Annotated in this window: 12 protein-coding genes; 4 read left to right on the forward strand and 8 right to left on the reverse strand. The window is 53.2% G+C overall.

The annotated features are described in order from the left end of the window. Positions 1 to 37: 37 nt before the first annotated feature. The 3 genes from acs (at position 38) to actP (ending at position 4,144) form a co-directional block, all read left to right on the forward strand. Positions 38 to 1,996, forward strand: coding sequence for an acetate--CoA ligase (gene acs, locus ACOI7Z_RS19020; protein WP_004206352.1), 1,959 nt, complete (start codon positions 38 to 40; stop codon positions 1,994 to 1,996). A gap of 184 nt (positions 1,997 to 2,180) precedes the next feature. Beyond that, entirely contained in the window at positions 2,181 to 2,492 is a 312-nt protein-coding gene (locus ACOI7Z_RS19025) for a DUF485 domain-containing protein (protein WP_004206350.1), read from the forward strand. Next, the gene (gene actP, locus ACOI7Z_RS19030; RefSeq protein WP_025999225.1) at positions 2,492 to 4,144 is read left to right on the forward strand and encodes a cation/acetate symporter ActP; all 1,653 of its coding nucleotides are present in this window, start codon (positions 2,492 to 2,494) and stop codon (positions 4,142 to 4,144) included. The genes ACOI7Z_RS19025 and actP overlap by 1 nt, the downstream gene beginning before the upstream one ends. Positions 4,145 to 4,193: 49 nt before the next feature. Here actP and ACOI7Z_RS19035 read toward each other — a convergent pair whose 3' ends face one another. From ACOI7Z_RS19035 to ACOI7Z_RS19065, 7 genes are all read right to left on the reverse strand, one after another. Further along, positions 4,194 to 5,285: a type 1 fimbrial protein gene (locus ACOI7Z_RS19035; protein WP_087848886.1), complete on the reverse strand. Its 1,092-nt coding sequence runs from the start codon at positions 5,283 to 5,285 to the stop codon at positions 4,194 to 4,196. Positions 5,286 to 5,318: 33 nt separating this feature from the next. After that, positions 5,319 to 5,933, reverse strand: a complete 615-nt coding sequence (locus tag ACOI7Z_RS19040; RefSeq protein ID WP_087848887.1) for a fimbrial protein — start codon at positions 5,931 to 5,933, stop codon at positions 5,319 to 5,321. Then, positions 5,930 to 8,521, reverse strand: coding sequence for a fimbria/pilus outer membrane usher protein (locus ACOI7Z_RS19045; protein WP_087848888.1), 2,592 nt, complete (start codon positions 8,519 to 8,521; stop codon positions 5,930 to 5,932). The genes ACOI7Z_RS19040 and ACOI7Z_RS19045 overlap by 4 nt, the downstream gene beginning before the upstream one ends. Further along, on the reverse strand, positions 8,475 to 9,161 hold the full coding sequence (locus ACOI7Z_RS19050; protein WP_087848889.1) for a fimbrial assembly chaperone: 687 nt from the start codon (positions 9,159 to 9,161) through the stop codon (positions 8,475 to 8,477). Before ACOI7Z_RS19050 ends, ACOI7Z_RS19045 begins: the two co-directional genes overlap by 47 nt. 52 nt (positions 9,162 to 9,213) lie before the next feature. Beyond that, a complete protein-coding gene (locus ACOI7Z_RS19055) occupies positions 9,214 to 9,750 on the reverse strand; it encodes a fimbrial protein (protein ID WP_017900102.1) in 537 nt (178 codons plus the stop codon). Between the two features lie 627 nt (positions 9,751 to 10,377). Continuing rightward, a complete protein-coding gene (locus ACOI7Z_RS19060; protein ID WP_087848890.1) occupies positions 10,378 to 11,067 on the reverse strand; it encodes an LrgB family protein in 690 nt (229 codons plus the stop codon). Next, positions 11,060 to 11,470 carry a CidA/LrgA family protein gene (locus ACOI7Z_RS19065; RefSeq protein ID WP_017900104.1) on the reverse strand — a complete coding sequence of 137 codons (411 nt, stop codon included), beginning with the start codon at positions 11,468 to 11,470 and terminating at the stop codon, positions 11,060 to 11,062. The genes ACOI7Z_RS19060 and ACOI7Z_RS19065 overlap by 8 nt, the downstream gene beginning before the upstream one ends. Before the next feature lie 105 nt (positions 11,471 to 11,575). Here ACOI7Z_RS19065 and ACOI7Z_RS19070 point away from each other — a divergent pair, with 105 nt between their 5' ends. Further along, complete coding sequence (locus tag ACOI7Z_RS19070; RefSeq protein ID WP_017900105.1) at positions 11,576 to 12,457, forward strand: LysR family transcriptional regulator; 882 nt, start codon at positions 11,576 to 11,578, stop codon at positions 12,455 to 12,457. Between the two features lie 135 nt (positions 12,458 to 12,592). Here the strand turns inward: ACOI7Z_RS19070 and ACOI7Z_RS19075 are convergent, their stop codons facing one another. Beyond that, positions 12,593 to 14,239: a Na+/H+ antiporter gene (locus tag ACOI7Z_RS19075; RefSeq protein WP_004206334.1), complete on the reverse strand. Its 1,647-nt coding sequence runs from the start codon at positions 14,237 to 14,239 to the stop codon at positions 12,593 to 12,595. Between the last annotated feature and the right edge of the window lie 95 nt (positions 14,240 to 14,334).

A 14,334-nucleotide genomic window follows, 5' to 3' on the forward strand; every position in this document is an offset into this window, starting at 1 on the left:
GACATATATTTAACAAGTTCAAAGGAGAAAAAAAGCCATGAGCCAAATACACAAACACCCTATTCCCGCTAACATTGCGGAACGTTGCCTGATTAACCCGGATCAGTACAAGGCGCAGTATCAACAATCCATAACCGACCCTGATACATTCTGGGGCGAGCAGGGCAAAATCCTTGACTGGATGCGCCCCTACACCCGCGTGAAGAATACCTCCTTTGCGCCGGGTAACATTTCCATCAAATGGTATGAAGACGGCACCCTGAACCTCGCCGCCAACTGCCTCGACCGCCATCTCGCCGAGCGCGGCGATCAAACCGCCATCATCTGGGAAGGCGACGACGCCAGCCAGAGCAAGCACATCACCTACCGTGAACTGCATGCGGACGTCTGCCGCTTCGCCAATGTGCTGCTCGGCCTCGGGATTAAAAAAGGCGACGTGGTCGCCATCTATATGCCGATGGTGCCGGAAGCCGCGGTGGCGATGCTGGCCTGCGCCCGCATCGGCGCCATCCACTCGGTGATTTTCGGTGGCTTCTCGCCGGAGGCGGTGGCCGGACGCATTATCGACTCCAGCTCGCGCCTGGTGATCACCGCGGATGAAGGGCTGCGCGCCGGTCGCGCCATCCCGCTGAAGAAAAACGTCGATGACGCGCTGAAAAACCCGAACGTCAACAGCATTGAACACGTCGTGGTCCTGAAACGTACCGGCGGTAAAATCGACTGGCAGGAAGGCCGCGATCTGTGGTGGAGCGATCTGATGGCGAACGCCAGCGCCGAACACCGCCCCGTCGAGATGAACGCCGAAGATCCGCTGTTCATCCTCTATACCTCTGGCTCCACCGGTAAACCGAAAGGGGTGTTGCACACCACCGGCGGCTATCTGGTCTACGCGGCCACCACCTTTAAATACGTTTTCGATTACCACCCGGGCGATATTTACTGGTGCACCGCCGATGTCGGCTGGGTCACCGGCCACAGCTATCTGCTGTACGGCCCGCTGGCCTGCGGCGCCACCACTCTGATGTTCGAAGGGGTGCCGAACTGGCCAACCCCGGCGCGTATGTGCCAGGTCGTCGATAAGCATAAGGTCAGCATTCTGTATACCGCTCCGACGGCGATCCGTGCCCTGATGGCGGAAGGCGACAAGGCTATCGAAGGCACGGACCGCTCCTCACTGCGCATTCTCGGCTCGGTCGGCGAACCCATTAACCCGGAAGCCTGGGAGTGGTACTGGAAGAAGATCGGTAACGAGAAGTGCCCGGTGATGGACACCTGGTGGCAGACCGAAACCGGCGGCTTTATGATCACCCCGCTGCCGGGGGCGATTGAGCTGAAGGCTGGCTCCGCTACCCGCCCGTTCTTCGGCGTTCAGCCGGTGCTGGTGGATAACGAAGGGCTGCCGCTGGATGGCGCCACCGAGGGCAATCTTGCCATCGCCGACTCCTGGCCCGGCCAGGCGCGTACCCTGTTCGGGGATCATGAGCGCTTTGAGCAAACCTACTTCTCCACCTTCAAAAATATGTACTTTAGCGGCGACGGCGCGCGCCGAGATGAAGATGGCTATTACTGGATCACCGGCCGCGTGGATGACGTTCTGAACGTCTCCGGCCACCGTCTGGGTACTGCCGAGATCGAATCGGCGCTGGTGTCGCACCCGAAAATCGCCGAAGCGGCAGTGGTCGGTATTCCGCACAACATCAAGGGCCAGGCTATCTACGCCTACGTGACGCTCAATCACGGTGAAGAACCGACGCCGGAGCTGTATGCGGAAGTGCGTAACTGGGTGCGTAAAGAGATTGGCCCGCTGGCGACGCCGGATGTTCTGCACTGGACCGATTCGTTGCCAAAAACCCGCTCGGGCAAAATCATGCGCCGCATTCTGCGCAAGATCGCCGCGGGCGACACCAGCAACCTCGGCGATACCTCGACTCTCGCCGATCCTGGCGTAGTGGAAAAACTGCTCGAAGAGAAGCAGGCCATTACCATGCCTTCTTAAATAAGGACCGATTCCCTACACCCTCTCCCCCACCGGGGAGAGGATAAAAATAAGTCCCTCCCCCAGGATTTCACTCGCAGGAACGCCGTCAGCGAACCGTATCCCGGCCTTTAACGCCGGAGGGGTTGCTGTCGCCAGCGTCCGCTGCGTGGATGACGAAAGGGAGACCTCTGGAGACGCTAAGATGAATGAACAACTTTGTCAGCGGATAGAAAATAGTGCGCATTTCAGGGAGCTGGTGGCATCACGGCAACGGTTTGCCGCCATTCTGTCAGTGATTATGTTAGTGATCTATGTGGGCTTTATTCTGCTTATCGCCTTCGCGCCAGGCTGGCTCGGCACGCCGCTGCACGCCGGGACCAGCGTCACCCGCGGGATCCCGCTGGGCATCGGGGTGATCGTCATTTCGTTTGTTCTCACCGGTATTTATGTCTGGCGGGCCAACGGTGAATTCGACCGTTTGACCAAGAGCGTTCTCAACGAGGTAAAAGCATGATCAAGAGAGTCCTGACGGCGCTCGCCGCCACGCTGCTGCCCCTCGGCGTTCAGGCCGCAGACGCCATTACCGGCGCGGTACAGCGCCAGCCGACCAACTGGCAGGCGATTGTCATGTTCCTGATTTTCGTCGCCCTGACCCTGTACATCACTTACTGGGCGTCAAAACGGGTGCGTTCGCGCAGCGATTACTACACCGCCGGCGGCAATATCACCGGTTTCCAGAACGGGCTGGCGATTGCCGGCGACTTTATGTCGGCAGCGTCGTTCCTTGGTATCTCCGCGCTGGTGTATACCTCCGGTTACGACGGTCTGATCTACTCGCTGGGCTTCCTTGTCGGCTGGCCGATTATCCTGTTTCTGATTGCCGAACGTCTGCGCAACCTTGGCCGCTACACCTTTGCCGACGTGGCGTCCTATCGTCTCAAACAGGGACCGATCCGCACCCTCTCCGCCTGCGGCTCGCTGGTGGTGGTGGCCCTCTATCTGATCGCCCAAATGGTCGGCGCCGGCAAGCTGATCCAGCTGCTGTTCGGCCTTAACTATCACGTTGCGGTGGTGCTGGTGGGCGTCCTGATGGTGCTCTATGTCCTGTTCGGCGGCATGCTGGCGACCACCTGGGTGCAGATTATCAAAGCGGTTCTGCTGCTGTTCGGCGCCAGCTTTATGGCCTTTATGGTGATGAAGCACGTCGGCTTCAGCTTCAATAATCTGTTTACCGAAGCGATGGCCGTCCACCCGAAAGGCGCGGCGATTATGAGCCCAGGCGGGCTGGTGAAAGATCCGATATCCGCGCTCTCCCTTGGCCTCGGTCTGATGTTTGGTACCGCCGGCCTGCCGCATATCCTGATGCGTTTCTTTACCGTGAGCGACGCCAAAGAAGCGCGTAAAAGCGTGTTCTACGCCACCGGTTTTATGGGCTACTTCTATATTCTGACCTTTATCATCGGCTTCGGCGCCATCATGCTGGTCGGCGCGAACCCAGTGTTCAAAGACGCGGCCGGGCAGCTTATCGGCGGCAATAATATGGCGGCGGTGCATCTGGCGGATGCGGTGGGCGGCAACCTGTTCCTCGGCTTTATCTCCGCGGTCGCCTTCGCCACCATTCTGGCGGTGGTCGCTGGCTTGACGCTGGCGGGCGCCTCGGCGGTGTCGCACGACCTGTACGCCAACGTCTTCCGTAAAGGGGCGACCGAGCGTCAGGAGCTGAAGGTCTCCAAAATTACGGTGCTGATCCTCGGCGTGGTGGCCATTCTGCTGGGCATCCTGTTCGAAAATCAGAATATCGCTTTCATGGTCGGCCTGGCGTTCTCTATTGCCGCCAGCTGTAATTTCCCGATCATTCTGCTGTCGATGTACTGGTCGAAGCTGACCACCCGCGGGGCGATGATCGGCGGCTGGCTGGGTCTGCTGACGGCGGTGATTCTGATGATCCTCGGCCCGACCATTTGGGTGCAGATCCTCGGTCATGAGAAAGCGCTGTTCCCGTATGAATACCCGGCGCTGTTCTCCATCGCTATCGCGTTCATCGGTATCTGGCTCTTCTCCGCGACCGATAACTCACCGGAAGGAATGCGCGAGCGCGAGCAGTTCCGCGCCCAGTTCATTCGTTCACAAACCGGGATTGGTATCGAGAAAGGTCAGGCGCATTAAGCTCGCTTCCCCGGCCTGCTGGCCGGGGAAGCAACCCGCGGCATTTAGGTTAATTGTAGGTAAAGTTCAGGGTTCCGTTGGCGTTCGCCTGCCCAGCCTTCACCTCGGAACCGGTTTTATAATAGTTAGTCGTAAAGGAAAGTCTCTCTGTACCTGAAGCCCCTCCCGGGTTGTCCGGATTGCTGAATACGCGGTAACTGGCCTCTGCACCCGAATTCAAAACTGTCGTTCTGCTGGATGAAAACAATGTGAGATCCGTATTCAAGGGTAATGCCTTCCCATTAAGATTTAATTGCACGCCGACACCTGTTGCCGCATCAGGAGCCCATCCCAGGGATATCACGCTATTGTCTGGATTATCTCCTTGAGCTAAAGAGGCCGAGACCTTCAGTGTGACGTTCGTTCCTGGTTCGCAAGTCAGCGTCAGATTTTGTTGTGCAGAACCGACTTTTGTCGCCTTATTAAATTCAGAGGCGCTGACGTTGCCCATCTGAAATAGCAGACTTGTCACGTCAACATCGCACCCCATCGGCACCAGCTGGATTTGCGTGGAACCAGTGACGCGCAAACTGGAAGCTGCCATCGTGCCATCGCCATCTTTGATGGACACCGTTGAGGTTGGGTTACCCAAGGTCAGAGCACTACCGCTGGCGATAGCGCCGCCAGTGGCTATCAATTGCAATTGATAGACAGGGTTGTAGTGAGAGTGGTTATAAAAATAAAACAAGCTCCCCTGCCCCAATAGAAAATTCGCATCTCCTATATAATGTTCGCTATAGTCAGGTTTGATTTGGGTATTGTAACCCTCCATTTGCCCTGTGACATTAAGCCACACTTTTATTCTGATACCGATCCCCGGGACTGAAGTCGTATAGATATGATCGCTGGTGTGAGAACCCACCATTGAGGAAGCCCATTTAAACTGTGCGTAAATACCACCATTACAATTATTCATCGAAGTTTGCGGCCCGGTGATTTTCCCGGAGTCATAGAGAATGGTCCCAGCCGTATAGTTATTCGCACTCAGCAATATTCTTGGCGGCAGGTTGGCAATGGTGACATCCCCGCCATTTATATAGTTGCTGCAGGCCCAGCCACAAACTGGAGACAGCCACAGCAGCAGTAAAAAAAACCGTTTCATACTAACTCCATTTATATGTTTTTATGCGCACTATTATTTGTAGGTCACGTTGAAAGTAACGGTAAAAGCCACCTTTCCCGCTGTTACTTTCCCGTCAGGGGTGTACATTCTGGCAATCATATTAAAAACGCGTTCAGCGCCCTCAGGGAGGGCATAGGTATAAGTATCATTTGGCCCCAGGCTTTTCTGATCCACCGCACTTAGCAGCTGTAACCCTACGTTCTTGGCACCATAAATAAGCTCATCCTGATAAATACTGGGATAGGTACTACTATATGAATTACCGTTAAATGTTATCGTCACCGAGGTCATCCCCGTTGAGCAATGCTCAAAGGCAATGGCAACGGCCGTGGCATCACTACTCGCGCCTGGTTTACCGGTCAGACGTTGAAGGGAAACCGTTCCCAGATCGATAGTACTGGAGGGCTTTACCGACACTTCACATACGGGCTCTTCAATCTTACCGCTGACATTAAAATTAACTACACTATTGGCGTTAAAGGGCCAGGCAGGTCTTGCGAAAATGAATAAAACCCCAATGCTAATAATAAGCAATAAACTTGGTTTTATGGATAGCCGGCCATTCCCCCTCTTCATCGCCGCTATCCTGAGATTATGAATTAAAGCCTTTATCCTGATATTCATCATCGGCAATTCTCTGCATAAAAAACGATATCATCCACTGACTGATCAGATGAAAAATCATAATTGAGATAACACTGGCTATTTTGCGTATCACCCCACTTCACAAATAGCCGGCCTTTTTTGGGTAACCCGGTAATATAGACTTGCCCGGCATCGCCGACAATCGAACTACGACGCTCTTTATCATTCAGATTTTCATCCTCAAGCGTCACCACGGCGCCAAAAGGCACCGCTTTATTTTTGTAGTTGATGGTGACCATGGCCTTATAGCCGATCCAGGTATCATATTTGACTTTAACAATCGCATTTCGCGTCGGGACTACCTTTCTGACAATGTTATCAATTTCCGCACCAGAGACCTGCTGCTCATCAAGAGAGAGATTGTTTTCATGGTAGGGGCGTACAAAAGGCACAACGGCGTATCCAAAAGCATCGGTCGTAATATTCGTCTGCCCCCGAACTGCCACATCGCTGACGCCCGGCGCTTCGACCAGCGCCACGCTCTCGCCCAGATAGCGAGAAAGGGTTACCCCGCCAGAATGGGCAACCATCCCGCCGCGAAGCGAGTAATTGTAGTGCGAGCTATAGCTGTCATACCCGTATCCGGCGGCGACTTCGCCCCGGGAACCCTGATAGTTCAGATTGACGTTTCCAGAGGTACTTTTATCGCTGGCGTTGTAGCCTTCCTGCACGTTCCAGTTCAGAGAACGGTCCGCAAACGCAGAACCGCTCAACCCCAGGCTATGGGTCGTGTCGCCCGTCCGGCTGCTGTTCAGGTTGTAGTTAGCCGATATATCCGCGCCAAAAGGCATGCTCATCGTAAGCGATATCATATTATCGCTGGTCGGAGAGCTATCGCTGTTCTGGCCTGTGCTCTGCACATTTCGGCTGTAGGAGTAGTTAATGAAGTAAGAAATGCGACCCAGGGTATTGCTATAGCTCACCCCCAGCGACTCCATACGTGAATTATCCCAATAAGATTCACTGACCAGCGAGAGGGCGAGAGAACCGAACCCGGAGAAAATCTGGGAGGCCGAAGCGTCAAAACGATCTTTAGTCCGCCCCGTTAATGAACAACACCCGCTATGAGCATTTGCCCGGTCAATGAAATTCTGCAGAGAATAATAGCCATGGGTTGAATACCGATATCCGGCAACGGAGAAGTTGGTACCCGTTAATGGAAAATCTTTACTAAAACGCACGCGATAAGACTGCCCCTCGCTGGCAGTGGTATTATCCGCGGTTGGATTTTCTTTTATATCAGCCCAGGACTGAGAAGCATCCAATGAGAGTGCGCCAACAGATCCCAGATTAAACCCAGCTCCCAACAGCGCATTGCTATATTTATCTTCAAGTTGCTGAAAACCGCCGTACAGCGTAACGTTACTCAATGCACCCCAGGCAAGGGTGGATTGCAGAAAATGGTATTCCTTTCCGCCTGAGCTCGCCGAGCGAGTTTTACCGCTGCTGAAAGCATAGTCTATCTGCCCTTCCCGCTGGAGAATCGCCAGCGAGGCAAAAGGCACCACGAAGCTCTGCTCGCCGCCATCAGACTCTTTCACCGTAACATAGAGATCGCCCGCACTCCCCGTTGGATAAAGATCATTTATTTCGAATGCCCCGGGAGAGACCGTGGTTTTATAGATGCTGTATCCATTCTGATATACCGTTACGTCTGCAGTCGTCCGGGCAATGCCTTTGATCACCGGAGCAAAGCCATTCATGCTGTCCGGTAGCATCTCCCTGTCTGCATTCATCTGCACACCGGTGAAGCTGAGGCTGTCAAAGATGCCAGGATAGGTGTAAGTCTGCCCCAGTATCAGCTGGCCTTTCAGAGCATGGATATCGCGCGAAATATAGCTATAGACGGAGTCCCACTGGTTGCCATCATTATCATGATTAAAGGTGCTGTAATTACGTAAACGCCATGGCCCAACGTTCAACCCAGGCTGCAGACTAAGAAACTGACTGGATGTCGATGCGCCTCCGTGCCGCGGATCGTTTTTTTGCCCCGAAAGATTATAGTTAAGCAGTCCGGCGGTAATGCCCTGCTGCCATTGATTCTCGGGGACATAGCCCTGAGAGTGGCGCAGCATCGCGACCTGCGGCACGGTAAAATCGACTCGCTGCTGTGAAAGTAAAACCGCCGTTTCCCATCCTGGTATTGCAGGCAGTTTTGCACACTCGGAGCCCTCTATCGTGAGCTCAGGATAATCCTGCGTTTTTATTGACCACTCTTTTAGTTGCGCAACGCTAATACACGGCTCAGCAGACGAATCACTACCTTCCTTTTGTGGCTTAAAGACGATAGTGTCAGAAGCGATAAACTTGTCGTTAATATAAATATCAAGATTATACTGACCAGGAGGTACGGCTTCGCGAGAAATATAAGATAAATCTACGCTTGTCGCACTAGTTTCATTAACTTCAAGTAAATGTGGGTTAAAATACTCCCCAGCGAAAGACGTTAAGGGGATAGCGCCAAGACTGCAAAGTATGGCGATATAGCTACTTTTCAATGAGAATGCATCATTCCATCCAGCGCTATTGAATGATGGCCTTATATTTTGGTCCCGACATACCATAATCATTGATCACACTCCATGTGATTTCTTTTTTCCCAGCTGGAGAGGCATTAGCTACCGGTATTCTTATCGTTGAATAGGGTGCAACAAACCACGCCTCGGGTACTGCTTTACCATTAATAAAAATCTCAGAGAAATTCATATAGAGAGGAGAATCATTTTTTACCTTAATGGCTCTGCCATCATTTGACCATTGCAGTTTTTGAGCAAATTCTTCCGGAATAGCATTTTTTAAAGCTGCAGGCCGATAAATGAGTTTAATCCTTGAGTTAATCGCAAATTGCACTATATTTTTATCTGATACGTCATCCGTTGCAGGAATTCCTTTAATATTGAGCCACAACATAGACTCTCGATCTTCCGGCATCGGTTTGCCTGTACGAAGAATGCGTACAAATCCTTTTTCTCCTGCCTTCAAGCGAAAAAGAGGCGGGGTGGTAATAAAGGAGTCTTTCGAGGGTGATGTCTCATCAACGATGGCTAACCATGATTGGACGATATTTGTAACATTATCTTTATTCTGAACAGAGACGGTGGTTGTCTTTTTTGTTCCATCAAAGATAACGCGCGTTCCGCCAACAACTACGCTAGCCTGCGAAACTGAAATAGAGAAAAAAAAACACACTAAACATAATAATCTGTTCATAGCCTTGTCCAAACAGGGAAAGCAAACTGCTTTCCCTTGATATAGTGATTAATTAATAATAGGTTACGTTATAGGTTACGGTCGTCTTCACTGGGCCTTTAGTTGGAGCAGAGGAACCTGACTTAGCCATTTTTACGATAAACGGAATGGTCGCTTCCCCAGAAGAAATATCGACATCAGAACCTTCAGTATTGTTCTTTTGCAATACGCCAGCGCCATCAAAAATAGCAACAGCAACATTGGTTGCTGGTGTTCCTGTAGCCTGGTTTCGAAAATAATCACTATTAAACTTATCTGCTTCACCACCAAAGGTAATTCGGGCTTTGGTCAGAGCACCTTCGCCCGTAGGGCAACCGGCCAGTGTGAAAGAGAAGTTCTTCGCGGCGCTATAGACGTTCGCTGTTAAATCTGCTACAGAGACAGTCCCCATTTCAATAGATGAAGCATTATTATCAATACTGGCGGAACATGTGGTTTCGGCCACCGTCCCCGTGAAGTCGATAGTATTATTCGCATGAGACATTGCCACCAAAGAGCAGCCAGAAGATAAAGCTAAAATCTTAGCTAACGTTTTGAAATTTGCTTTCATTTGTATTCCCCTATTTATTCAGAATAACAATCAATCCATCAATTGTTTATGGCAAGCTATTAGCGAATGAGATTGGATACCAACGTTCTTAACTGCTGGTATATTTCTTAGGGAAATGTATGGCTTGCATTTAACATTAGTTCAAATGCAAGAGCTTTAATTCCACTTGAATCCATTCAATAATAAAAGCTCACGCAAACAAGATAACGGAAACCAGGAGTATTCTCAACAATAGAAGAAAGGCTAATTCAAAGTCATAAATGTCTGTCATTAATAACCATCATATATGCATTGAAAATATGCAAATAAAATCATTGAGTTATAATATCAAAATATTCATTATTAAAATATTCAAACACATACAAATAAATATAGTAAATAAAACAATATTCAAATAGAAACATTTGGTTACAAACTATCGATAAATAATCAAGAATAATCATGGCGGATTAAAGAAAAACCAGACTAGGGTTATCAATAAATAATATTAGAACTAAGACTAATTAAGGATTATTTTCCCTGGCAACAATCAGAGATAGTGATAAATCCCCAATCAAGTTGTTCCATTAATCACCATGCCACCAGGTTCATCCGTAAAAAATAGCTGAAATGAGCGCGGAGTGACTTTTAAAACAGTGCCCAGCGCACCAAAGGCGCGGCCAGCACCATCACGACTCCGGAAAGCATCATCACCAGGCTGGCGACGACGCCCTCCTGTGGGCCAAGCTCATAAGATCGTGCGGTACCAGCGCCATGTGATGCTGCGCCAAACCCCGCTCCTTTCGCCATTCCTGCGCGAATAGAAAGTCGCAGAAACAGTACATCACCTATCGCCATACCGAATACCCCGGTGACAACAACAAACAGAGCGACTAAATCAGGCTGGCCGCCCAGCGGCTTCGCTGCGGCAAGGGCAAAGGGCGTCGTTACCGAGCGCACAGCCAGGCTCCGCTGGATCTCATCAGGCAGCGTCAACCATCTCGCCAGCCAGACCGAACTGGTCACCGCAACAACCGACGCGGTGATCACCCCGGCGGTGAGTGACATCCAGTGGCGCTTAATAATCGCCAGGTTGTCATATACCGGCACGGCGAAAGCAATCGTTGCCGGGCCCAGCAGCCACAGAAGCCAGTGGGTCTCTCCCAGATAGCTTTTATAGGAGATATGGCCAAATACCAGAATCATCACCAACAGGATCGGGGTTAACACCAGCGGCATCAATGGGAGTTTATGGAAGCGGCGATATAGCCGCTTGTTGGCAAAATAAAGCCCCAGTGTGACCAGAAGGCACAGGACGCTCAGCTGAAAATCACTCATGTTTCATCCTGCTAACTTCATAGCGATACACTTTATCAACCACCCAGGCGGTTGCGCCCAGCACCATCATGGTACTTAAACCAATCACCAGAAAAATACGCCAACCATCAACCATCAGCAGCTGCACATAGTTAACGACCGCCACCACTGCCGGCACGAAAAACAGCAGCATTTCCGCCAGCAGCCAGCGGGCGCCGGCCCGCACCCAGTTTAAAGGAATCACCCGGCAGACAATCAGCGCCAGCATGATCAGCATCCCGACCAGATTCGCCGGAAGCGGCAGGCGTAGCCAGCTAACCAAATATTCAGCGCAGACGAACAGTCCGGCATAGATAAGTACCTGAACGGGTACCAGAAGACGTTGCATGACCATGGGCGTCACGCGAGCTGGCGCGAAGGCCATGAGCGATAGTCCTGAAAAAAAGAAGTCAGGCATGCAGTATAGAGAGCCGCCGACGCGGACAGAAATGAATTAAAATCATCGCAGGTATAGTCTCAGGGAATAATTATGGATATCCGAACGCTGCGCTATTTCGTTGAAGTGGTTCGTCAGCAGAGTTTTACTCGCGCGGCGGAAAAGCTGTTTGTCACACAGCCCACCATCAGCAAGATGCTCAAAAATCTCGAAGATGAACTGAACTGCACGCTGTTGATCCGCGACGGCCGCAAACTGCTGCTTACCGATACCGGGCGCGTGGTTTTTGAACGCGGCCAGGCGATCCTCGGCGAGTTCAGCCAGCTGGAGTCAGAGCTGAGCGATATCAATCACCTGCATAAGGGGGTGCTGCGTCTTGGCATTCCGCCGATGGTCGGGATGCTGATGGCGGAGCCGATCAGCCGTTTCCGCCAGCGCTACCCGGGCGTCGAGCTGAAAATCGCCGAGTTTGGCGGCCTGACGGTTCAGCAGGCGGTCAGCAATGGCGAACTTGATATGGCGATGACCGCCCTGCCCATCGAAGAGGGTAGCAGCCTCACCACCCTGCCGTTATTCAACCACCCGCTGTGCGTCCTGACGCCCAGGACCGCGGCGTGGGAAGGCAAAACGTCGCTCTCGCCGGCGGAGCTGGCGGCGCATCCGCTGGTTATCTACAACGAGGAATTTGCCCTCAGCCAGCAGCTGATGCGCCTGTTTAGCGAGCACGACGTGAAGCCGCGGATCGCTGTGCGCAGCGGTCAGTGGGATTTTCTCGCCGCCATGGTGCAGGCCGGCATTGGCGTGGCGATCCTGCCGGAGCCGATTTGCCAGCGTCTCGACCCGCAGAACTTTTGCTGGATCCCATTGCAAAGCGAGCTGCGCTGGGAGCTGGGGATGATTTGGCGGGAAGGTGTGTATATGTCGCGCAGCGCTGAGGCCTGGCTGGCGTGCAGTAAAGCGTTCTGGCTGGAATAACGCCTGGCGGCGCCAGGCTGGTGCGCATCGGGTGGATACCGCGGAGGTTGTCGGCCCGGTAAGGCGTCAGCTGCCCGCGGACACACGTGCGTTACGAGAGATCACCCGGCGGCGCTACGCCACCGGGTCTGACGATCACTGATCTTCGATCAACAGCGCTTCCAGCAGGTCGAGGTCGTGCAGCAGCTTCTGCAGCGTCTCGTTACTGATCTGCCGGGTGGCGCGCAGATGGTACAGCTCACCGCGCTCAGAGCGCAGCGCCGCCAGGCGGAAGCGCCGCTCCAGGCTCTCTTCGAGCATCGAGGTTTCCACATCGTTACGACCATCGGCGCGGCGGCGCAGGTTACCGATCACCCGCGAACTGACTTCGGTCAGCAGCTGGTTATCGATATTCTCTTTAGTATCCGCCGCCAGCCGCTCTTCCATCTTCTGGATCGCCACAATCGCCACGTCCGCCGTCGCCGCGCGTGCCAGACGCTCCTCTTTCCGCTGCTGCACATTATCGCTCGATTCAATGTGGCGCAGCAGGATCGGCAGCGCAATCACCCCAACGAACAACGAGAACAGGATCACCCCGGCAGCGAGGAAAATCAGCTCATAGCGCGCCGGAAAGACATTCCCGTCCGGCAGTAGCAGCGGAATAGAGAGCACACCGGCGAGGGTAATCGCACCGCGCACCCCGGCAACGGAGGAGATCAGCAGCTCGCGCGTGGTCCAGGAGCCAAACTCCATCGGTTTCTTCTTCAGGAAGCGCTGGCTAAGCTTACGCATCGACCACAGCCAGCCAAAACGCACCAGCATCAGCGCGGCATAGATCAGGATGATGTCGGTAAACAGCATCCAGGTCTCGACATTGGGGTCGGCTTCCGCCGCCACCAGCGAGCTGGAGAGGATATCCGGCAGCTGCAGGCCCAACAGCAGAAACACCATGCCGTTAAAGACAAACTCCAGCATCGCCCAGGTGCTGTTGGCGCGCAGGCGCATCGCCAGCGGCGCGGTACGCATCACACCGGAACGGGTGATGGTCATCCCTGCCGCCACCGCCGCCAGAATGCCGGAGACGCCGATATGTTCGGCGATCAGATAGGAGGCAAACGGCAGCAGGAACAGCAGGACGATCTGCGTGGCGGGCTCGTCACCGCCCCAGCGGCTGAGGAAGCGCATCGAGCGGCCATACGACCAGCTCACCACAAACCCGGCCAGCACGCCGCCAATCGCCACTTTCAGAAACTCGACGGTGGCGCCGCCGACGGTAAAGACCATCGTGCCCATCGCCACCGCGACGGCAAACTTGAGCGAGACCAGGCCGGAGGCGTCGTTCATCAGCGCCTCACCCTGCAAAATACCCATGATTTTTTTCGGTATCCGCCCTTCCCCGACGATACCCGAGAGCGCCACGGCATCGGTCGGCGACAGCACGGCCGCCAGCGCGAACGCCGGGATCAGCGGAATGCCCGGCACAATCCAGTAAATCAGAAAGCCGATGCCGACCACCGTTACGACCACCAGCGCCAGCGCCAGGCCGAGGATCTCGCGCCCGTGCTCAATGAATTCGCGAGTTGGCGTTTTCCAGCCGTCGGCGAACAACAGCGGCGGGATAAACAGGACCAGAAACAGCTCTGGATCAAATTCAACATGCAAACCAAAGGTCGGCCACGCCAGAAGCGCGCCAATGGCGATTTGCATCAGTGGGAGTGGAACCTGAAAGGGCAGTACGCGCGTCACTACCCCGGAGAGTGAGACCACAAGGGTCATGATGAGGATGGTAAAGAATATTTCCATGTGTTCCCTGTTTGCTGCGTTTTCTTTTATACCTGTGAGGCGTCTTGCCTTTGAATCATACGCTACCCAGATTAACGCAAATGGAAACAGGATGT

Source organism: Klebsiella sp. C283 (genome assembly GCF_048822555.1).
Lineage (GTDB): Bacteria > Pseudomonadota > Gammaproteobacteria > Enterobacterales > Enterobacteriaceae > Klebsiella > Klebsiella quasipneumoniae.

Excerpts from the sequence above, each read along its gene's own strand:
- ACOI7Z_RS19050 (WP_087848889.1), bottom strand. The coding sequence starts at position 9,161 with ATGAACAGATTATTATGTTTAGTGTGTTTTTTTTTCTCTATTTCAGTT.
- ACOI7Z_RS19075 (WP_004206334.1), bottom strand. The coding sequence starts at position 14,239 with ATGGAAATATTCTTTACCATCCTCATCATGACCCTTGTGGTCTCACTC.
- ACOI7Z_RS19055 (WP_017900102.1), bottom strand. The coding sequence starts at position 9,750 with ATGAAAGCAAATTTCAAAACGTTAGCTAAGATTTTAGCTTTATCTTCT.
- ACOI7Z_RS19045 (WP_087848888.1), bottom strand. The coding sequence starts at position 8,521 with ATGATTATGGTATGTCGGGACCAAAATATAAGGCCATCATTCAATAGC.
- ACOI7Z_RS19040 (WP_087848887.1), bottom strand. The coding sequence starts at position 5,933 with ATGATGAATATCAGGATAAAGGCTTTAATTCATAATCTCAGGATAGCG.
- ACOI7Z_RS19025 (WP_004206350.1), top strand. The coding sequence starts at position 2,181 with ATGAATGAACAACTTTGTCAGCGGATAGAAAATAGTGCGCATTTCAGG.
- acs (WP_004206352.1), top strand. The coding sequence starts at position 38 with ATGAGCCAAATACACAAACACCCTATTCCCGCTAACATTGCGGAACGT.
- ACOI7Z_RS19035 (WP_087848886.1), bottom strand. The coding sequence starts at position 5,285 with ATGAAACGGTTTTTTTTACTGCTGCTGTGGCTGTCTCCAGTTTGTGGC.
- ACOI7Z_RS19065 (WP_017900104.1), bottom strand. The coding sequence starts at position 11,470 with ATGGCCTTCGCGCCAGCTCGCGTGACGCCCATGGTCATGCAACGTCTT.
- ACOI7Z_RS19070 (WP_017900105.1), top strand. The coding sequence starts at position 11,576 with ATGGATATCCGAACGCTGCGCTATTTCGTTGAAGTGGTTCGTCAGCAG.
- ACOI7Z_RS19060 (WP_087848890.1), bottom strand. The coding sequence starts at position 11,067 with ATGAGTGATTTTCAGCTGAGCGTCCTGTGCCTTCTGGTCACACTGGGG.